This is a genomic window from Citrobacter sp. S55_ASV_140, assembly GCF_018919505.1.
Taxonomy (GTDB): domain Bacteria; phylum Pseudomonadota; class Gammaproteobacteria; order Enterobacterales; family Enterobacteriaceae; genus Citrobacter; species Citrobacter werkmanii.
The window spans coordinates 1-19,765 of sequence record NZ_JAHLQZ010000068.1; the positions used below are offsets into that span (position 1 = coordinate 1).

Sequence of the window (19,765 nt, forward strand, 5' to 3'; positions counted from 1 at the left end):
CTCAAGCGTTTGAATAAAGTGATGTTCTTTATTATCGCTCTCGGCGCGCTGCTGCCAACCATGCACCAGTCTTCAATGGGTTCATTGATGATTTCTGCGGGTTATAAGGTGCATCCGCTATGGCAAGCGTATGAAATGTTGCCGCTTTTCTCCGTATTAACCGCCTTTATTATGGGTTTCTCGATCGTCATCTTTGAAGGTTCACTGGTACAAGCCGGTCTGAAAGGTAACGGTCCGGACGAGAAAAGCTTGTTCATCAAGCTGACGAATACCATCAGCATATTGCTGGCGATTTTCGTGGTTCTGCGCTTTGGCGAGTTGATCTATCGCGACAAACTGTCCTATGCGTTTGCAGGCGATCTTTACTCCGTAATGTTCTGGATTGAAGTCGTACTGATGGTCTTCCCGCTGGTGGTGCTGCGCGTCACTAAGCTGCGTAATGACTCACGCATGCTGTATCTGTCCGCGTTGAGCGCATTGCTGGGTTGTGCAACATGGCGTCTGTCCTATTCGCTGGTGGCGTTCAATCCTGGTGGTGGCTACCACTACTTCCCAACCTGGGAAGAACTGTTGATTTCTATTGGTTTTGTGGCTATTGAGATTTGTGCATACATCGTACTCATTCGTCTACTGCCGATACTTCCTCCTTTAAAACAAAACGATCAAAATCGTCATGAGGCGAGCAAAGCATGAGCCAGAGAATTACTATTGATCCGGTAACCCGTATTGAGGGTCATTTACGCATCGACTGCGAAATTGAAAATGGCGTGGTATCTAAAGCATGGGCTTCCGGTACCATGTGGCGCGGCATGGAAGAGATCGTGAAAAACCGCGATCCGCGCGATGCCTGGATGATTGTTCAGCGTATCTGTGGCGTTTGTACTACCACTCACGCTATCTCTTCCGTTCGTGCAGCAGAAAGCGCGCTGAATATTGATGTTCCGGTGAACGCACAGTACATCCGTAACATCATTCTGGCCGCGCACACCACGCATGACCACATTGTTCACTTCTATCAGCTCTCGGCGCTGGACTGGGTGGACATCACCTCGGCGCTGAAAGCCGATCCAGCGAAAGCGTCCGCGATGCTGAACGGTGTGTCCTCCTGGCACCTGAACAGCACGGAAGAGTTCACCAAGGTTCAGAATAAGATCAAAGATCTTGTCGCCAGCGGTCAGTTAGGCATTTTTGCCAACGGTTGCTGGGGTCATCCGGCAATGCAGTTGCCGCCGGAAGTGAACCTGATTGCGGTTGCTCACTATCTGCAGGCGCTGGAATGCCAGCGTGATGCTAACCGCGTTGTCGCGCTGTTGGGCGGTAAAACGCCGCATATCCAGAACCTGGCGGTAGGTGGGGTTGCTAACCCAATTAACCTCGACGGCCTCGGCGTGCTGAACCTTGAGCGCCTGATGTACATCAAGTCCTTCATTGATAAGCTGAGCGACTTCGTTGAGCAGGTTTACAAAGTTGATACCGCGGTTATCGCTGCGTTCTACCCTGAGTGGCTGGAACGCGGTCAGGGTGCGGTTAACTACCTGAGCGCGCCGGAATTCCCGACTGACGGTAAAAACGGCAGCTTCCTGTTCCCGGGTGGTTACATCACCAATGAAGATCTGTCGACCTATCGTCCGATCACTTCTCACTCCGATGAGTACCTGATCAAAGGGATTCAGGAGAGTGCGAAACACGCGTGGTACAAAGACGAAGCGCCGCAGGCTCCGTGGGAAGGTACAACGGTTCCGGATTACACCGGCTGGTCTGATGACGGCAAATACTCCTGGGTTAAAGCGCCGACCTTCTACGGTAAAACGGTTGAAGTGGGTCCGCTGGCCAACATGCTGTGTAAACTGGCGGCCAAACGCGAGTCTACTCATGCCAAACTGAATGAAATCATCGCGATTTACACCAAGCTGACCGGTAAAACCATCGAAGTGTCGCAACTGCACTCAACGCTGGGCCGTATCATTGGCCGTACCGTTCACTGCTGTGAACTGCAGAACGTTCTGCAGGATCAGTACAACGCGCTGATTGTGAACATTGGTAAAGGCGACCACACCACCTTCGTGAAACCGGATATTCCGGCAACGGGCGAATTTAAAGGCGTTGGTTTCCTCGAAGCGCCGCGCGGTATGCTGTCTCACTGGATGGTGATTAAAGACGGTATTATCAGCAACTACCAGGCGGTTGTTCCGTCAACCTGGAACTCAGGCCCACGTAACTTCAACGATGAAGTAGGACCGTATGAGCGCTCGCTGGTAGGCACGCCAATCGCCGATCCAAACAAACCGCTGGAAGTGGTTCGTACCATTCACTCCTTCGACCCTTGTATGTCATGTGCGGTGCATGTGGTGGACGTTGACGGGAACGAAGTGGTCTCAGTTAAGGTTCTGTAATGCGGATATTAGTCTTAGGGGTCGGCAATATTTTGCTGACCGACGAAGCCATCGGGGTGCGTATCGTTGAGGCGTTAGAGCAACGGTACATCCTGCCAGACTTTGTTGATGTTCTGGACGGTGGTACGGCTGGGATGGAGCTTCTCGGCGATATGGCGAACAGGGATCATCTGATCATTGCTGACGCCATAGTGTCGAAGAAAAACACGCCGGGAACGATGATGGTCCTGCGGGATGAAGAGATTCCGGCGCTGTTTACGAACAAAATCTCACCGCACCAGCTTGGCCTGGCCGACGTATTGTCGGCCCTGCGTTTCACCGGCGAGTTTCCGAAAAAGCTGACGTTAGTCGGTGTTATTCCGGAATCGCTGGAACCGCATATTGGGCTAACGCCGACGGTTGAAGCCATGATTGAACCTGCGCTTGAGCAGGTTCTTGCCGCGCTTCGCGAATCAGGCGTTGAAGCGATCCCTCGGGAGGCGGCTCATGTCTGAGGAGTTTGTCGGTTTTCAGACGGCCCCGAAGACGCAAATTCAGGCGGCGTTTGAAGAGATTGCCCGGCGTTCAATGCACGATCTTTCCTTCCTGCATCCGAATATGCCGGTGTATGTCTCTGATTTTACGCTGTTTGAAAGTCAGTGGACGGGGTGTGTTATCACACCCTGGATGCTCAGCGCACTGATTTTCCCCGGACCGGACCAGATCTGGCCGGTGCGTAAAGTCAGCGAAAAAATCGGGTTGCGTCTGCCGTATGGCGAAATGACCTTTACCGTGGGTGAACTGGAGGGCGTATCGCAATACCTCTCTTGTTCGCTGATGTCGCCGCTTTCGCATAGCATGTCGGCACAAGAAGGTGTCCGTCTGACTGATGATTGCGCGCGCATGCTGTTATCGCTGCCGGTGAGCGATCCGAATGTGCCGCAGCTAAATCGCCGCGCGCTGCTGCTGGGTCGTCGGAACTGCGAAAATGCATGAGCTGTCCCTTTGTCAGAGCGCGGTTGAGATTGTTCAACAGCAGGCAGAGCAGCACGGTGTCAAACGCGTAACCGGCGTTTGGCTGGAAATTGGCGCACTCTCCTGCGTTGAGGAGAGTGCCGTCCGTTTCAGTTTCGACATCGTCTGTCAGGGGACGCTGGCACAGGGTTGTGAGCTGCATATTGATTACAAACCAGCCCAGGCGTGGTGCTGGGATTGCAGTCAGGTTGTGGAAATCACCCAGCATGATGCGCAGTGTCCACTATGTCAGGGCGATCGTCTGCGGGTTGATGCTGGCGATTCACTGAAAGTGAAAAGTATTGAAGTCGAATAACCCATAGGTTGCTATGGGGCGGAGTCAGATATGTGTATTGGAGTCCCTGGTCAGGTTCTGGCCGTTGGTGAAGATATTCACCAGCTTGCGCAGGTTGAAGTGTGCGGCATCAAACGTGATGTCAATATTGCCCTGATTTGTGAAGGTGATACAGCTGAGCTGGTCGGGCAATGGGTGCTGGTGCACGTAGGGTTCGCCATGAGCATCATTGATGAAGATGAAGCTAAAGCCACGTTAGACGCACTTCGCCGTATGGAGTACGACGTCACCAGCGCGTGATTTTATTCCGGATGGCGGCGCAAACGCCTTATCCGGCCTACGGCATGACATCTTTGTAGGCCTGATAAGACGCCCCGGCGTCGCCATCAGGCATTTTAAGCCTGGCGCTTATCTTCGGTATTGGTATCGAAGTCGCTGGCGTCATGGCGTTCATGAAGCTGTTCGTTCAGCGGCCCGTTGGTACGGTTTACAATACGGCCACGCTTAACCGCCGGACGCGCTGCAATCTCTTTTGCCCAGCGCTGCACGTGTTTGTAGCTTCCTGCGTCAAGGAACTCTGCCGCGTCGTACACGTTGCCCAGAACCACATTGCCAAACCACGGCCAGACCGCCATATCGGCAATAGTGTATTCATCTCCGGCCACAAACTGATGCTGCGCTAATTGCTTATCCAGCACGTCGAGTAGGCGCTTGGCTTCCATTGTGAAGCGATTAATAGCGTACTCAATTTTTACCGGCGCATAGTTATAGAAGTGACCAAAACCACCGCCAAGGAAGGGGGCCGCACCCTGTAGCCAGAACAACCAGTTCAGCGTTTCAGTACGTTTAGCCAAATCCTGCGGCAGGAAGTAACCATATTTTTCCGCCAGATAGAGCAGGATTGCGCCAGACTCGAAAACGCGAACCGGCGGATTTTGCGAGTGATCGCGCAGCGCAGGGATCTTCGAGTTCGGATTCACCTCAACAAAGCCGCTGGAAAACTGATCGCCATCGCCAATACGGATAATCCATGCATCGTATTCCGCGCCCTTGACGCCCTGCGCCAGCAGTTCCTCCAGCATAATCGTCACTTTCTGCCCGTTTGGTGTACCCAGCGAATAGAGCTGCAGCGGATGTTTGCCGACCGGCAGCGTTTTCTCATGGGTGGCGCCGGAAACCGGGCGGTTGATATTGGCGAATGCGCCGCCGTTCGATTTTTCCCACGTCCAGACTTTCGCGGGCTGATAGGTATTGTCTGACATGTTGACCTGCCTTCTGAGTGGTTGTGTTGATGCAGTGTAGCAGTTAGGGAAAACTCAATTTAACAGATTGGGACTTTATGTCGCTTTGTGCTGAAAGGGGAAGATAAATCTAACCCGTTCATTGTAGCCGGGCCGTACTCCATGAAGAGGAAATCAATGTTGGACGGAAATTGCTACCGTATTCACCATCAAAAATTGGCGGTGAATAAGCAGTAATAATGAAAAATGGTGTTCCAGGAGTAAGCGATTATCAGGGCCCGGCGGGCGGGTGGGGCGCGGTAAAAGCCGTCACTGCTTCGGTATTTTCGCAAAAGGCTATCGCCCGCGACATTATCGCAATGTTCAAAATGAACCAGGTGAAAGGGTTCGATTGTCCGGGTTGTGCGTGGCCGGACCCTGGACATCGTGCGCCAATGGAGCTGTGCGAAAATGGCGTGAAGGCGGTCTCCTGGGAGACAACCAGCAAGAAAGCGTCTCCGGAATTTTTCAGCCGTCATCCGGTTTCCACGCTCTGGCACTACAGCGATTATGAACTGGAAAACATTGGTCGTTTGACGCATCCAATGAAATACGATGCAGCGTCAGACACCTGGCAGGCGGTGGATTGGGATATCGCCTTCCACGACATCGGTGAGCGTCTGCGCAGCTATGACTTAGCGGAACAGGTTGAGTTTTACACCTCCGGCAGAACCTCAAATGAGGCGGCATTTCTGTATCAGCTGTTTGCCCGCGAGTATGGCAGCAACAATTTCCCTGATTGCTCAAACATGTGCCACGGTCCTACCAGCACTGGATTAACGCAGGCCATTGGCCTTGGGAAAGGGACCGTTGAACTGGACGACTTTGACCACTGCGATCTGGTCATTTGTATCGGACATAACCCCGGCACTAACCATCCGCGCATGCTGACCACTTTACGCGAGGTTGCCAAACGCGGAGCCAAAATTATCTCCATCAATCCGTTGAACGAAAGGGGGCTTGAGCGCTTTAGCTTCCCGCAAAGCCCAAGAGAGATGTTTGGCGGCCAGGCCACGGAGCTAAGCAGCGATTACTATCAGGTTAAAATAGGCGGTGACGCCTCGCTGCTCAAAGGCATAATGAAAGCGCTGATCGAAATGGATGAAGCGCGGATCTTACTGGATCGACAGCCCTGCCTCGATCATGTTTTTATTCATCAGCATACCGAGGGTTATTCGGCTCTGTATGACGATTTACGCCAGTGTAGCTGGGCAGAACTGGAACAGGACTCCGGACTGACGCGCAGTCAGATGGAGGATCTGGCACACAGCTATAACAAATCCCGCGCCACCATTATTTGTTACGGGTTGGGGATTACCCAGCATAAAAACGGCACCGGGAACGTTCAGCAACTGGTAAACCTGCTGCTGCTGAAAGGCAATATGGGGAAACCGGGCGCGGGGATCTGCCCGTTGCGCGGTCATTCTAACGTGCAGGGCGATCGTTCCGTGGGTATCAATGAAGCGGCGTCCGAAGAGTTCCTGCAACGCCTTGAAGCGCATTTTGCTATCAGCGTGCCGCGCAAGCATGGCCGCTCCAGCGTGGAGAGTATCCGGGCCATCGAACGGGGAGAGGCAAAAGCGCTCATTTGCATGGGGGGTAATCTGGCGGTTGCGATGCCGCAGCCGCAGCGTACTTTTGCGGCGATGAAAAATCTGGATCTGCAGGTCCATGTTGCGACCAAGCTGAACAGATCGCATTTGCTGCTGGCAAAACATAACTACCTGCTGCCCGCGTTAGGGCGAACGGAACGTGACATTCAGGCGACGGGGATCCAGTCGGTGACCGTCGAAGACTCGATGTCGATGGTTCACACCTCCTGCGGCGCGCTGAAACCGGCTTCCCGCTGGCTAAAATCGGAACCTGCTATTGTCGCTGGTATCGCTCGCGCCACGCTGCCTCTTTCACCAATCAACTGGGAAGCGTTAATCGGAGACTATGCGTTGATCCGTGACGCCATTGCCGCCGTGATCCCAGCGTTCCGTGATTACAACGCACGTATTGCCGAGCCGGGCGGATTTCGCATGGATACGCCCGCCTCGCGACGTGAATGGCGAACGCCGAATGGCAAAGCCAACTTTATCGTCAGCCATCAGCAAGCGGTGGAGCGGGAAAATCAACCTGCCGATGCGTTAGTTCTGGCGACGCTGCGTAGTCACGATCAGTACAACACCACTATCTATGGCATGAACGATCGCTATCGTGGCATTACCGGTCGGCGTGATGTGGTGTTTTTAAGCGCCGAAGAAGCGGCGGCTCGCGGTTTGAGCCAGGGCGATGTGGTCAACGTTCAGGCGCTGGACGACAACGGCCAGCCCTGTGCGGAACGTGTTATGCACGGTTTAACGGTGGTGATTTACAACATGGCGGCAGGCTCTGTTGGCGCTTATCTGCCTGAAGCGAATGTCCTGCTTTCGCTGGATGCGGTAGACACACAGAGTTTGACTCCGGCGTACAAAAGCGTACCGGTCGCCCTGAAAAAAGCGTAGTTCCTGCTGTGAATTTTTCGCCTCTGAGCGCCAGCCGCTGCGTTGAGGTGTATGATGATGTCGACCTCTGTCCGGTTAGTGTCGCAGAGCAGGCAATCAGAGCGATAAATTCACGCCAACCTGCTCAGGCTGTATTGTTTTGAGGTAAGGTGCATGAGCAAAGGAACGACCAGTCAGGATGCCCCATTCGGGACATTATTGGGCTACGCCCCAGGCGGCGTAGCAATCTACTCTTCAGATTACAGCTCCCTCGACCCACGGGACTACGACGATGACGCGGCATTTCGCAGCTATATCGACGACGAATATATGGGCCACAAATGGCAGTGCGTAGAGTTTGCCCGCCGTTTTCTCTTCCTGAACTATGGCATGGTTTTCACCGATGTGGGCATGGCATGGGAGATCTTCTCCTTACGCTTCCTGCGTGAAGTGGTGAATGACAATATCCTGCCGTTACAGGCATTTCCGAATGGTTCACCCCGTGCGCCAGTTGCAGGTGCTCTGCTTATCTGGCAGAAAGGCGGCGAATTTAAAGACACCGGCCATGTGGCGGTAGTCACCCAATTGCTGGAAAACAAAATCCGCATTGCCGAACAGAACGTGATCCACACGCCGCTGCCTCCCGGACAGCAGTGGACCCGCGAACTGGAAATGGTGGTTGAAAACGGTTGTTATACCCTGCGTGATACCTTTGACGACACCACCATCCTTGGTTGGATGATCCAGACCGATGATACCCGTGACAGCCTGCCGCAGCCGGAGATCGCCAATGACTCACTGAAAATTAGCGGCGCGCGACTGGAAAATAGTGGCCAGTTCGACGGTAAATGGCTGGATGAGCAGGATCCGCTGCAAAAAGCCTACGTGCTGGCGAACGGTCACGTCATTAATCAGGATCCGCATCAGTACTTCACCATTACCGAGAGCGCGGAGCAGGAGCTGATTAAAGCCACCAACGAACTGCACCTGATGTATCTACACGCGACCGACAAAGTGCTAAAAGACGACAACCTGCTCGCGCTTTTCGACATCCCAAAAATCCTCTGGCCGCGGCTGCGTCTTTCCTGGCAGCGTCGTCGGCATCACATGATCACGGGGCGTATGGATTTTTGTATGGATGAACGCGGACTAAAGGTATATGAGTACAACGCCGATTCCGCATCCTGTCATACCGAAGCCGGTTTGATCCTCGAAAGATGGGCCGAGCGGGGCTACCCAGGACAGGGACATAATCCGGCTGAAGGATTGATCAATGAACTGGCTGGCGCCTGGAAACACAGCCGCGCGCGTCCTTTTGTCCACATCATGCAGGATAAGGATATTGAGGAAAACTATCACGCGCAGTTTATGCAGCAGGCGCTGCGTCAGGCCGGGTTTGACAGCAAAATTCTGCGTGGTCTCGATGAGCTACGTTGGGATGACGCCGGTCAGTTGATTGACGGTGATGGTCGCCTGGTGAACTGCGTCTGGAAAACCTGGGCGTGGGAAACCGCGATAGAGCAGGTGCGAGAGGTCAGCGAAACGGAGTATGCCGCAGTGCCCATCCGTACCGGGCATACCAATCAGGAAGTGCGTTTGATAGACGTGCTACTACGCCCGGAAGTGCTGGTCTTCGAGCCTCTGTGGACGGTGATCCCTGGCAACAAAGCGATTCTGCCGATCCTATGGCAATTGTTCCCGCACCATCGCTATCTGCTTGATACTGATTTCACTGTTAATGAAGAGCTGGCGCGAACCGGTTATGCAGTGAAACCTATTGCAGGACGTTGTGGCAGCAACATCGATCTGGTGAGCCACCAGGAAGAGCTCCTGGATAAAACCAGCGGTAAGTTTGCTGAACAGAAGAACATTTATCAGCAGCTTTGGTGTCTGCCGAAGGTTGCCGGTAAATATATTCAGGTTTGTACCTTCACCGTAGGCGGTAACTACGGCGGAACCTGTCTGCGCGGCGACGAGTCGCTGGTAATTAAAAAAGAGAGCGATATAGAGCCGCTGATTGTGGTGAAGGAAGCGTAATCTTTCTTCATGTCCAGAAATGAGGTGCGAAAAGCCGGAGTATATCTTCGGCTTTTTTTATTTATAGTTAAATTGATTCTGATTATATTTTAATAAACACCGTGGCATATATTTATAATGATAATTATTTATTTTGGTAATGTTTCTTAATAAGAATACATTTATTCAGTGAATGCATTTAACATTAATTAATTCCTGTGACTTGTATTAGATAAAGAGCTTCTTGATCTCTTTTTTAAATAAATAATTATAATGTGTTATTTGGTTGATTGGTGATATTGATCATGTTTTCACTTGGATAATATATCGGATTACGTCGCTATACTAATTATAATCATTAATTGTCATTAACAGTCGTTGTTGGCTGCCCACAAAAATGACGTTGTATGAGACTCGTTGAGCGATTGGAAAATGCTCTGTTAGGAAACGCAAAACATCGGCAGGAATCGCCGGTCTGAGAGGGACGTATGGGTGACAGTTTTCAGAATGAAGTGCCGACGGCACGCGTTAATATCAAGTTAGATTTACATACCGGAGGCGTTCAGAAAAAAGTTGAATTGCCGTTAAAACTTTTAACCGTGGGTGATTTCAGTAATGGTAGAGAACAACGACCACTATCGGAACGCGAAAAGGTTGATATTAATAAAAATAATTTCAATGATGTGTTAGCTAAGTTTTCACCAGTAGTTAATCTGAGTGTTAAAAATACGTTAGCTGGCGATGATAGAAATGACGATATTAATCTTACCTTTAAAAACATCCGCGATTTTGAGCCTGAGCAGGTAGCCAGAAATATCCCACAATTACGCGTTCTGTTGGCTATGCGTAACTTACTTCGTGACCTGAAATCTAACTTACTCGATAACGCTGCTTTTCGCCGCGAGCTGGAAACCATCCTAAAGGATCCAGCCCTGAGTCAGGAACTGCGTAATGAACTGGCAACCATGATGCCAGAAGAGATTTAACGCTATACAGGGTTTCCTCCGCTTAATTGGCAGGAATAGTAAAGGACCATAAAAGGAATATGTTGATGTCTGTTCAGGAACATACCTCTTCAGTCGCGGCCACTACGACCAGTGAACGCAGCGTTTATCAATCCCTCTTTGACAAAATTAATCTTTCCCCGGTTTCGGCATTAAAAAATGTAGATGCGTGGCAGAGCGATGAAGCGCTTTCTGATGCCGCTCCGGCTGAACGCGTGACCGCCGCTATTCAGGTTCTGGTCTCATGTTTGGCGGACGCTGCACAGCCAGTAGAGCGCCTGGATAAAACGCTGCTTGATGAACAAATTGCTCGTCTTGATAAGCAGATTAGCGATCAGGTTAATGAAGTTATGCATCATGCTGAGTTTCAGAAGCAAGAATCGCTCTGGCGCGGTTTACATTCGATGATCACCGGCATCGATTTTCGTCGCAATGTCCGGGTAGAAATGATGGATATCAGCAAGGATGCGTTACGTGATGATTTTGACGATGCGCCGGAGCTTATCCAGAGCGGGTTATACCGCCATGTTTATATTGAAGAATATGATCAGCCTGGCGGCGAACCCATTGCGGCAATGATTTCAGCGTACGAATTTGATAACAGCCCGCAGGATATTGCACTGCTGCGCAATATTTCTGGCGTGTCGGCAGCCTGTCATATGCCGTTTATCGGTTCCGTTGGGCCGAAATTTTTCCTGAAAGAAAATATGGAAGAAGTCGCGGCCATAAAAGACATCAATGATTATTTCGAACGTGCTGAATACATCAAGTGGAAAGCATTTCGTGATAGCGACGATTCACGCTACATCGGGCTGACTATGCCGCGTGTATTGGGTCGTCTGCCGTATGGTCCTGATACCGTGCCGGTACGTAGCTTTAACTATGTTGAAGAGGTGAAGGGGCCGGATCACGAAAAATATCTTTGGACCAGCGCATCTTTCTCTTTCGCTGTGAACATGGTGAAAAGTTTTATCAAGAATGGCTGGTGCGTCCAGATCCGTGGGCCGCAGGCGGGCGGCGCAGTTAAAGACTTGCCTATCCATTTGTACGATCTGGGTACGGGTAATCAGGTGAAGATTCCATCTGAGGTGATGATTCCGGAAACCCGGGAGTTTGAATTCGCCAACCTTGGTTTTATTCCGCTTTCTTATTACAAGAATCGTGATTACGCCTGCTTCTTCTCCGCTAACTCGGCTCAGAAACCTGCGCAGTATGATACGCCGGAAGCGACGGCTAACAGTCGGATTAACTCTCGTTTGCCGTATATCTTCCTGCTTTCTCGTATTGCACATTACCTGAAAATACTGCAGCGAGAAAATATTGGTACGACCAAAGATCGCCGCCTGCTTGAGCTTGAGCTTAATAATTGGTTGCGCAGTCTGGTAACCGAAATGACCGATCCTGGCGATGATTTGCAGGCATCACACCCGCTGCGTGATGGGCGTGTCGTGGTGGAGGATATTGAGGATAACCCCGGTTTCTTCCGTGTGCGCCTGTATGCCATTCCGCATTTCCAGGTTGAAGGTATGGACGTCAGCTTGTCGTTAGTTTCACAAATGCCTAAGTCGAAATCTTAACGACGCAGCGCACAGGAGGTGCGATGAAGATCTATCGTCCGTTATGGAGCGAGGGGGCCTTTCTGGCTCCCCAGCAGTTTCAGCAACAGACACGTTGGGATGCCTATGTCGCTGACGTTGTTGCTCACATGTCACTTTCATCACCGTGGGGTGTCATCAGCGCGGAGTTTGATGAAAGTGCGCTAACGGTTTCCCGTTTGAATCCCGTTAATCTGGTTGTGCGCTTTCCTGACGGCACGTTAGTGGATACAGGTATTTCAGATAACCTGCCTCCGGCGTGTGATTTATCGCATCTTACTGGTTACAGCAGTGTTGAGATCGTGCTGGCGTTGCCGCTGCTTTCGGCTAATGGCGGCAATCTTTCATCAGGCAACGGCGTTAGCCGTCCGTGTCGCTGGCAGCAGGAATGGCTGCCAGTACAGGATCTCTCAGGTCAGGAAAGAACTGATATGGCAGTGCTGCGGCATGCTATCACCCTCCGGTATAGTCATGACGATAACAGCGCTTACCTGACTTGTCCGGTAGCTTGCCTTATTCGTAATGCTCAGGGGCAATGGGAGCTGGGACGTGATTTTTTACCCCCAGCGCTTTCACTCTCAGCCAGCCCCTCATTAATCAATTCGCTTAGTGATTTGGTGCATCGTATCCAGGCTCGTTGTCGCCGCCTGATGGCCTTGCGCCGAGAAAGTAATGAACGAATGGCGGATTTTGCGGTAGCTGATGTTTCGTTGTTTTGGCTGCTGAATGCGCTTAATAGCTCAGAGCCTGTTCTGAAAGAAATGCTGCAAAACCCAGGCCGTCACCCCGAACTTTTGTGGCGTGAGCTGGCGCGGTTAGCAGGCAGCCTGCTGACTTTTTCATTAGACCATGATGTCAGCGTTGTACCTCCATACCAGCACGCAAATCCGCAGCAGGTATTCCCTCCGCTGTTTGCACTTTTGGTGGAACTGCTGGAAGCCAGCCTGCCATCTCGCGTTGTCGCTATTGAACTGACGCAAGAGCGACAGTTCTGGTATGGCGCTTTGTCGGATGCCCGACTGCGTGAAGGCGCTGATTTTTACCTTTCCGTTCGCTCGGATCTTCCTGCGCATGTCCTCCTTACGCAATTCCCACAGCTCTGTAAAGCAGGGAGCCGGGCAGATGTCTCTGATGTCGTCAATGTGGCACTGAGTGGTATTCCTTTAAAACCGCTAACGCATGTACCCGCAGCCATCCCGTTACGACTGGAAAATCAATACTTTGCTCTTGAGATTAATCATCCAGCAGCCCAGGCCATGCTGGATGCCGGTAATTGCGCTTTCTATGTGCCGGGAACGTTGGGAGAGATTCAACTTGAGCTTTTCGCGGTCTTAAGGGATTGAAATAAATGAATAAGGATATTGATCAGGTGTTTTGGCCAACCTGGCTTGCTGTCAGCCAGTTACGTGGCGGGGCGGAAGTCGATGATGGGGCTGCTTTTTATCGCCAGGCCTGTCAATGGGTTGATTCTGCGCGTGAGGCATTGCGTGAGATGGGGTACAGCAAACACAGCGTTGAGCACATGCTCTACACGCAATGTGCGTTACTGGATGAAAGCGTGTTGAACCGCAATCGGCAGGATAGCGGTTATACCACCTGGCTTGCGACCCCCTTACAGGCCCGCTATTTCAACACGACCAATGCAGGAGAAGAGCTCTGGGAGCGCATCCGTACCGTCCTGCGCGAGTCCGTTCCTGATACTGCCGTATTAACCTGCTTTTATCGTGCAATCACGCTCGGTTTTGTTGGGCGTTATCGTGAGCAAGGTGACGAGCGTCGTGAAGATGTTCTTGAAGCGCTGGCGACTCAGGCGATGCCTTTTAAGTTAAAGCACGATGCCCCAGTTATCATGCTGGCCTCTGGATTCTCAGGCGGTAAGCGCCGCTGGTGGTTGGCATGGATTGTCGGTGCGCTGGCGTTGGGCGCCCTGTGGCTGACATTTTCTCATGTCTTACAAGGGCAGGTAGCTCAGCTTATTGGGCAGGGATAAGACATGGCTCAGTTGCGAGGGAGCGTTAACTCTGTGCTGGCTTTGTTGCTGGTCTGGGGATTTAGTCCGTTAAGTGCCGGTGTAAGGAGTGGGCTTACCGTCTTTATTTTACTGCTTTTCATTCCAGGGATGGTTTATGCCTGGCGTCAGTATGGTCGGTTGAAGTCTGCTCATTCTGCTCATGAAGTTCTGCTCCCTCCGGAGAGTTTCAGTGGGCCTGTTGTGCTGGTGTGTGGCGATAATGATCCCTTGTTTGCCAGACGCGGCGATTCTTGCGAGAGTTCACAGGGCTGGTATTTATCTGTCCAGTCCCCGGAGCATTATATTGCTCTGGTTCGTCAGTTAGCTACGCAGCGTCCGGGGCTTCTTATGCGCGTTTCCGTGATGCTGGCCTTGGCTCCAGAACGGCATAATGATGAAGACGCGCTTAAGCACATGCTGCTCAGCTGGCGGCGTGTGGTGGCCCAAAGCCGGCGTTGGTTATCAGGTATACCGCCGTTTTGGCTGTGCTGTTGGCTGAATTCTCCTCAGTGCAATGAGAGTGTACGTTGGTTTATTCGTACGCCTCAGGATGCGGAAGTGCAGTCGGCTACGGGATTAGACGACTTTGCGCCTTTCTCTTCGCAAGAGCGCCCGGCTCGTCATTTTCATCTTACACATGCAGTGTGGTTAGATAATTTACTGGGATGGCTGCAGAAGGTACAAGGCGACACCGAGCGCCATGCTCCGCCTCTTTTCTCTGCTTTACGGGTAGTGTGTTTCACCTCATTGGCGGTCTGCGAAAATAATCTGTGGCAACGGCATATCACGGCTCAAACAACGCTTCCTCCAGCCGCGTCAGCAGCGCCCGTACAGTTGCCTTTTCCTGATTTAGCATTGCCTTTTTTATCCCACCGCCGGGCGCTGACTGCTTTTCAACGAGCGGTGGGCGTAAGTGGTCTTCTGTGCGGCCTTTTTGTCGGGCTGGCAATGACATGCAGCTTTATCAATAACCAGCATCTCATCAGGATCACCAACGATCATTTGACGGTATACCGCCATCTTAGCGGTAATCCTGTCGAGCCAAAGATTCAGGCTCAGGATCAACTTCGTCGGGATGCGCAGCGGCTGGAACGCTGGTATCAGCGAGGTGAACCCCTTTCTCTTTCAATGGGATTGTATCAGGGGATGAGATTGATCCCGCCTTTGCTGGCCGCCATCAGCGATTGGCTACCACCTGAAAAACCGAAAGTGACCTCCCCGCAAACCGTACGTCTGGACAGTATGTCGCTGTTTGATACGGGCAAATGGGCGTTAAAGGCCGGTTCAACAAAAGTACTCATTAGGGCTTTGGTCAATATCAAAGCTAAACCCGGTTGGCTGATCGTCATCGCCGGACATACCGATGATGTGGGTGACGATAAATCTAATCAGCAGCTTTCTCTCAAACGTGCGGAATCTGTTCGCGACTGGATGCGCGATACCGGCGATGTTGCGGAGAGCTGTTTTGCCGTTCAGGGCTATGGCGAATTACGTCCCTACAAAAGCAACGATACGCCTGAGGGGCGGGCAGCTAACCGCCGTGTAGAGATCAGTCTGGTACCGCAGGCTGATGCCTGTCAGGTGCCGGGCATGAAGGAACCGTCACCGCAAGGCGGTGACGCATTAGCGAAGTAAAAAATGGAGAAAGAGTTATGGCAATTCCAGTCTACCTTTGGCTGAAAGACGACGGCGGCGCGGATATTAAAGGCTCTGTTGATGTGAAAGACCGTGTGGGCAGTATCGAAGTCGTGGCCCAGGAACATAATCTGTACATCCCTACGGATAACAACACCGGTAAGTTGACCGGGACGCGCATCCATACCCCGTTCCTTTTCACTAAGGAAATCGATGCCTCCAGCCCGTATCTGTACAAGGCTGTAACCACCGGTCAGACCCTGCGTCAGGCAGAGTTCAAATGGTATCGCATCAATGATGCGGGTCAGGAAGTGGAATACTTCAACACCACACTGCACAACGTGAAAGTGGTGAAAGTAAACCCGGTGATGTACGACATTAAAGATCCCGCTAAAGAGAAGCATAACCACCTGGAACAGATTGAACTGCGCTACGAGAAGATCGTCTGGACCTATAAGGATGGCAACATCATCCATTCTGACGCCTGGAACGAGCGTACTACCGCGTAATGCACTAACGGATGAGGATTTCCTCATCCGTTTTTTTATGCCCTCTGCTGAGCGTCCCGGGCGGGGTTCAGCAGAGAGTATCAACATCACTATTACCTTATGGGCATTGGATTACGGCCACGGGCGGTAGCGTGCCTGAATACAGGGAGTCAGGAAGCAAATGGAACACCAGTCAGCAGTGTTATTACGACGTCTCAACCCCTATTGTGCTCAGACGCTTGAAGCAGCGGCATCGTTATGCCAGACGCGCGCGCATGCAGAAATCACGCCCGAACACTGGTTACTAAAGCTGCTGGAGCAGGGAGAGGGCGATATTACGGTCATTGCTCGTCGTTATGAATGGGATATCGACAATCTCTGGCAGTCACTGCTGGCGCATCTGGATGTTCAGCCTCGTTCCGTGAAAAGTCGCCCGCAGTTGTCTGATGCGCTCCTTTCTTTAATGCAACAAGCGTGGCTGTGTGCCGCAACGGATGAAAATTCGCAGATACGTGGCGTACATCTGCTGATGGCACTGGTAGGAAAGCCTTCACTATTGCAGTGTGACGGCCTGTGGCCTCTTTTGAGCGCCGGACATATTCAACTGGAACGGCTTCTGCCGCTATTAAATGTCCAGTCGGATGAACGTCCGGAAAGGCAGCAAGAAGCCGCTCTGACGCAGGTTTCCCCAGATGACGAAGTGCGTCCAGGACTGGCTCAGTCGACGTTGTCGCCAGCATTACAAGGCGTGCTCGAGAAATTTACGCTGGACGTGACCGCGAAAGCGCGTGCTGGCGATATCGACCCGATATTTGGTCGCGATAATGAAATCCGGCAAATGGTGGATGTGCTGTCCCGTCGGCGAAAAAATAATCCCATTCTGGTCGGGGAACCTGGCGTCGGCAAGACCGCTCTGGTGGAGGGGCTGGCGCTGCGTATTGCTGAAGGTAATGTGCCTGATAGCCTGAAATCAGTAACGCTACGCACGCTGGATCTTGGGCTGTTACAAGCCGGTGCTGGAGTGAAAGGTGAGTTTGAGCAGCGGTTAAAAAATATCATTGATGCCGTTCAGCAATCGCCAACGCCTGTTCTGCTCTTTATTGATGAAGCCCATACCATCATCGGGGCTGGTAATCAGGCGGGGGGCGCAGACGCAGCCAACCTGCTAAAACCCGCTCTGGCCAGAGGTGAACTACGAACCATCGCGGCGACCACATGGAGCGAATATAAACAGTATTTTGAGCGTGATGCTGCGCTGGAGCGGCGTTTTCAGATGGTTAAAGTTGATGAGCCGGATGATGACACTGCCTGTTTAATGCTGCGTGGTCTGAAATCACGCTATGCAGAACATCATGGCGTTCACATCACCGACGAAGCGGTTAAAGCCGCCGTTACGCTCTCTCGCCGCTATCTTACCGGGCGGCAATTACCCGACAAAGCCGTCGATCTGCTGGATACCGCAGGTGCAAGAGTGCGGATGAGCCTTGATACCGTTCCTGAACCACTGACGCGTTTGAAGTCGGAGATCACCGCGCTTGAAATTGAAAAGCAGGCATTGCTTGCAGACCTCGCGGTAGGAAATGGCCAGCATGGTGAAAGGCTGGCCAGTATTGAACAGCGGGAAAATCGTCTGCTTGTCGAACTGGATGAACGCGAAACCCAGTACGGCCAGGAATTAACGCTCACTGAGCAACTGCTGGCCAGCCGCCGTGATATTTCTCGTCAGGCGGAAACGGTTGAATTGCAGCAGCAGCTTAGTGTGCTTCAGCAGGGCCATCCGTTACTGTTTCCGGATGTAGACGCACGTACCGTTGCTACGGTGATCGCCGACTGGACCGGTGTACCTTTGTCTTCATTAATGAAGGATTCCCAGGCGGATTTACTGACGCTTGAAACCCAGATGGGAAACCGCGTTATCGGACAGGATTACGCGCTGAATACAATCGCACAGCGGTTGCGGGCATCAAAAACAGGGCTTACGCCGGAAAACGGCCCACAGGGCGTGTTTCTGCTTACCGGGCCAAGCGGAACCGGCAAAACAGAGACTGCGCTGGCCCTGGCTGACATTCTCTTTGGCGGTGAAAAATCGCTGATCACGATTAATCTGTCTGAGTATCAGGAGCCGCATACCGTGAGCCAGCTAAAGGGCTCACCTCCGGGATACGTGGGTTATGGACAGGGAGGGATCCTGACCGAAGCGGTGCGAAAACGCCCCTATAGCGTGGTACTACTGGATGAAGTAGAAAAAGCGCATCGCGACGTCATGAACCTGTTTTACCAGGTATTTGACCGTGGTTTCATGCGTGACGGCGAAGGTCGTGAAATTGATTTTCGCAATACCGTTATTTTGATGACTTCCAATCTTGGCGGCGACGCAGTGATGCAACTGCTGGAAGAGCAACCGGAAACCACAGAGTCAGAGTTGCACGAACTGCTGCGCCCACTGTTGCGCGATCATTTCCAGCCGGCGCTGCTGGCCCGCTTCCAGACAATTATCTACCATCCGCTCAGTGAATCTGCGTTACGTACGATTATACAGATGAAACTGGAGCAGGTTAGCCAGCGATTACTGCGTCACTACGGCATCACCACAATAATATCCGAGAACCTTTTTGATGCCCTGACCGCCGCTTGCCTGCTACCGGATACGGGAGCGAGGAATATTGATAGTCTGCTGAATCAACAAATCTTACCTGTGCTCAGTCAGCAGTTGTTAACGTATCTTTCCCGGCAGCAAAAACCTCAGCAACTCACTTTAAGTTGGAATGATGAAGAGGGAATGATGCTGGAGTTTAATGATGAGTAAACGTGACGATATTATTGAACCTTCCGAGTGGACCTTGGATCGTAAAACAGGGCTTGTTTACAGCGAAATATTGGGATGGATAGATATAGGCCATGCACAGGGAAGTGATATTAAAAACCTACTGTTAGATATAAAACGAGGTGAATCAAGTCGTGATGGTTATTATGACGTCACCTATAGCCAAAAGATGTTTGTATATCATCGCCAGTTTGGTACAGGAAAGTTTGTTAAGTGGCGTATCAAACAAGGTTTATCTACATGTGAGAAAAACAGCGTTGCGTTAGCCATGATGATGATGACGGCGCGCTTGTTTGAACGTTTGCAATCTAATTGGTGTTTTAGTTGGTATACCGACAGTGGATTTAGCGGAGAGGATCTTACCTCCGATCTTTTAGGCTTCTACCGGGCAATCCTTCCCTCAGACTACCCGTCAAGACTGAGCTTAGTCAGTAAAGAGCGGGCACTGAGTAGATGGGATTTTTATGGGCCGATAGGCAATTATAAGAATAAAGGATTTTTACCATTACTGTTTCCAGACCCCCAGGATAACTGTGCTGTCCATAAACCTTATAAAGGGCGCCTGCCTTCATTTATGACATGGGTGCAACCGTGGAGTGATTTCACTTCTGGTCGGGTAGAAATTATCACCGGGGATGGCGGTTATTATTCATTTTTGTCGAGGTGAATGATAATGAGCTACTATAAAATAATACTGGTGACGATTGCTTTGATTTTCTTGTCACCGCTGTTAATAGCCTGGCCAGATAAATTAGAATATCGG

General features: G+C 51.5%; 17 protein-coding genes. 16 read left to right on the forward strand and 1 reads right to left on the reverse strand.

What is annotated here, in order from left to right:
* The 6 genes from nrfD to hybG all read left to right on the forward strand — a co-directional run.
* On the forward strand, positions 1-693 hold a 693-nt coding region (gene nrfD, locus KQJ18_RS12315), incomplete at its 5' end, for an NrfD/PsrC family molybdoenzyme membrane anchor subunit (RefSeq protein WP_216422045.1).
* Positions 690-2,393: a hydrogenase 2 large subunit gene (hybC, locus tag KQJ18_RS12320; protein WP_038633838.1), complete on the forward strand. Its 1,704-nt coding sequence runs from the start codon at positions 690-692 to the stop codon at positions 2,391-2,393. The genes nrfD and hybC, both read left to right, overlap by 4 nt.
* Positions 2,393-2,887: a HyaD/HybD family hydrogenase maturation endopeptidase gene (locus KQJ18_RS12325; RefSeq protein ID WP_032944999.1), complete on the forward strand. Its 495-nt coding sequence runs from the start codon at positions 2,393-2,395 to the stop codon at positions 2,885-2,887. Before hybC ends, KQJ18_RS12325 begins: the two co-directional genes overlap by 1 nt.
* Entirely contained in the window at positions 2,880-3,368 is a 489-nt protein-coding gene (gene hybE / locus KQJ18_RS12330) for a hydrogenase-2 assembly chaperone (RefSeq protein WP_121529547.1), read from the forward strand. The genes KQJ18_RS12325 and hybE overlap by 8 nt, the downstream gene beginning before the upstream one ends.
* A complete protein-coding gene (gene hypA / locus KQJ18_RS12335) occupies positions 3,361-3,702 on the forward strand; it encodes a hydrogenase maturation nickel metallochaperone HypA (RefSeq protein WP_003828349.1) in 342 nt (113 codons plus the stop codon). The genes hybE and hypA overlap by 8 nt, the downstream gene beginning before the upstream one ends.
* A gap of 30 nt (positions 3,703-3,732) precedes the next feature.
* Entirely contained in the window at positions 3,733-3,981 is a 249-nt protein-coding gene (gene hybG, locus KQJ18_RS12340; RefSeq protein WP_003024459.1) for a hydrogenase maturation factor HybG, read from the forward strand.
* Between the two features lie 95 nt (positions 3,982-4,076).
* Here hybG and yghU read toward each other — a convergent pair whose 3' ends face one another.
* On the reverse strand, positions 4,077-4,943 hold the full coding sequence (yghU, locus tag KQJ18_RS12345; RefSeq protein ID WP_003846344.1) for a glutathione-dependent disulfide-bond oxidoreductase: 867 nt from the start codon (positions 4,941-4,943) through the stop codon (positions 4,077-4,079).
* Positions 4,944-5,161: 218 nt separating this feature from the next.
* Between yghU and KQJ18_RS12350 the strand changes: the two genes are divergently transcribed.
* The 10 genes from KQJ18_RS12350 (at position 5,162) to KQJ18_RS12395 (ending at position 19,669) form a co-directional block, all read left to right on the forward strand.
* Entirely contained in the window at positions 5,162-7,450 is a 2,289-nt protein-coding gene (locus KQJ18_RS12350; protein WP_121529546.1) for an FdhF/YdeP family oxidoreductase, read from the forward strand.
* A 153-nt stretch (positions 7,451-7,603) separates the two neighbouring features.
* Positions 7,604-9,466 carry a bifunctional glutathionylspermidine amidase/synthase gene (gss, locus tag KQJ18_RS12355; protein ID WP_159121575.1) on the forward strand — a complete coding sequence of 621 codons (1,863 nt, stop codon included), beginning with the start codon at positions 7,604-7,606 and terminating at the stop codon, positions 9,464-9,466.
* Positions 9,467-9,933: 467 nt separating this feature from the next.
* Complete coding sequence (gene tssB / locus KQJ18_RS12360; RefSeq protein ID WP_085048740.1) at positions 9,934-10,431, forward strand: type VI secretion system contractile sheath small subunit; 498 nt, start codon at positions 9,934-9,936, stop codon at positions 10,429-10,431.
* Positions 10,432-10,496: 65 nt separating this feature from the next.
* The gene (gene tssC, locus KQJ18_RS12365) at positions 10,497-12,026 is read left to right on the forward strand and encodes a type VI secretion system contractile sheath large subunit (protein WP_069324335.1); all 1,530 of its coding nucleotides are present in this window, start codon (positions 10,497-10,499) and stop codon (positions 12,024-12,026) included.
* Positions 12,027-12,049: 23 nt separating this feature from the next.
* A complete protein-coding gene (gene tssK, locus KQJ18_RS12370) occupies positions 12,050-13,387 on the forward strand; it encodes a type VI secretion system baseplate subunit TssK (RefSeq protein ID WP_085048741.1) in 1,338 nt (445 codons plus the stop codon).
* A gap of 5 nt (positions 13,388-13,392) precedes the next feature.
* Positions 13,393-14,034, forward strand: a complete 642-nt coding sequence (tssL, locus tag KQJ18_RS12375) for a type VI secretion system protein TssL, short form (protein ID WP_185655964.1) — start codon at positions 13,393-13,395, stop codon at positions 14,032-14,034.
* 3 nt (positions 14,035-14,037) lie between these two features.
* Positions 14,038-15,690 carry an OmpA family protein gene (locus KQJ18_RS12380; RefSeq protein WP_216422047.1) on the forward strand — a complete coding sequence of 551 codons (1,653 nt, stop codon included), beginning with the start codon at positions 14,038-14,040 and terminating at the stop codon, positions 15,688-15,690.
* A 17-nt stretch (positions 15,691-15,707) separates the two neighbouring features.
* A complete protein-coding gene (gene tssD / locus KQJ18_RS12385; protein ID WP_003024437.1) occupies positions 15,708-16,199 on the forward strand; it encodes a type VI secretion system tube protein TssD in 492 nt (163 codons plus the stop codon).
* Between the two features lie 160 nt (positions 16,200-16,359).
* Positions 16,360-18,984, forward strand: coding sequence for a type VI secretion system ATPase TssH (tssH, locus tag KQJ18_RS12390; RefSeq protein WP_137347624.1), 2,625 nt, complete (start codon positions 16,360-16,362; stop codon positions 18,982-18,984).
* Complete coding sequence (locus KQJ18_RS12395; RefSeq protein WP_121529540.1) at positions 18,977-19,669, forward strand: hypothetical protein; 693 nt, start codon at positions 18,977-18,979, stop codon at positions 19,667-19,669. Before tssH ends, KQJ18_RS12395 begins: the two co-directional genes overlap by 8 nt.
* Positions 19,670-19,765: the final 96 nt, after the last annotated feature.

What these genes read in the sequence shown, in the direction of transcription:
- yghU (WP_003846344.1), bottom strand. Translation starts at nt 4,943, where the DNA reads ATGTCAGACAATACCTATCAGCCCGCGAAAGTCTGGACGTGGGAAAAA.
- tssD (WP_003024437.1), top strand. Translation starts at nt 15,708, where the DNA reads ATGGCAATTCCAGTCTACCTTTGGCTGAAAGACGACGGCGGCGCGGAT.
- gss (WP_159121575.1), top strand. Translation starts at nt 7,604, where the DNA reads ATGAGCAAAGGAACGACCAGTCAGGATGCCCCATTCGGGACATTATTG.
- hybE (WP_121529547.1), top strand. Translation starts at nt 2,880, where the DNA reads ATGTCTGAGGAGTTTGTCGGTTTTCAGACGGCCCCGAAGACGCAAATT.
- KQJ18_RS12380 (WP_216422047.1), top strand. Translation starts at nt 14,038, where the DNA reads ATGGCTCAGTTGCGAGGGAGCGTTAACTCTGTGCTGGCTTTGTTGCTG.
- tssL (WP_185655964.1), top strand. Translation starts at nt 13,393, where the DNA reads ATGAATAAGGATATTGATCAGGTGTTTTGGCCAACCTGGCTTGCTGTC.
- tssC (WP_069324335.1), top strand. Translation starts at nt 10,497, where the DNA reads ATGTCTGTTCAGGAACATACCTCTTCAGTCGCGGCCACTACGACCAGT.
- tssK (WP_085048741.1), top strand. Translation starts at nt 12,050, where the DNA reads ATGAAGATCTATCGTCCGTTATGGAGCGAGGGGGCCTTTCTGGCTCCC.
- KQJ18_RS12395 (WP_121529540.1), top strand. Translation starts at nt 18,977, where the DNA reads ATGAGTAAACGTGACGATATTATTGAACCTTCCGAGTGGACCTTGGAT.
- KQJ18_RS12325 (WP_032944999.1), top strand. Translation starts at nt 2,393, where the DNA reads ATGCGGATATTAGTCTTAGGGGTCGGCAATATTTTGCTGACCGACGAA.
- KQJ18_RS12350 (WP_121529546.1), top strand. Translation starts at nt 5,162, where the DNA reads ATGAAAAATGGTGTTCCAGGAGTAAGCGATTATCAGGGCCCGGCGGGC.
- tssB (WP_085048740.1), top strand. Translation starts at nt 9,934, where the DNA reads ATGGGTGACAGTTTTCAGAATGAAGTGCCGACGGCACGCGTTAATATC.
- hybG (WP_003024459.1), top strand. Translation starts at nt 3,733, where the DNA reads ATGTGTATTGGAGTCCCTGGTCAGGTTCTGGCCGTTGGTGAAGATATT.
- hypA (WP_003828349.1), top strand. Translation starts at nt 3,361, where the DNA reads ATGCATGAGCTGTCCCTTTGTCAGAGCGCGGTTGAGATTGTTCAACAG.
- hybC (WP_038633838.1), top strand. Translation starts at nt 690, where the DNA reads ATGAGCCAGAGAATTACTATTGATCCGGTAACCCGTATTGAGGGTCAT.
- tssH (WP_137347624.1), top strand. Translation starts at nt 16,360, where the DNA reads ATGGAACACCAGTCAGCAGTGTTATTACGACGTCTCAACCCCTATTGT.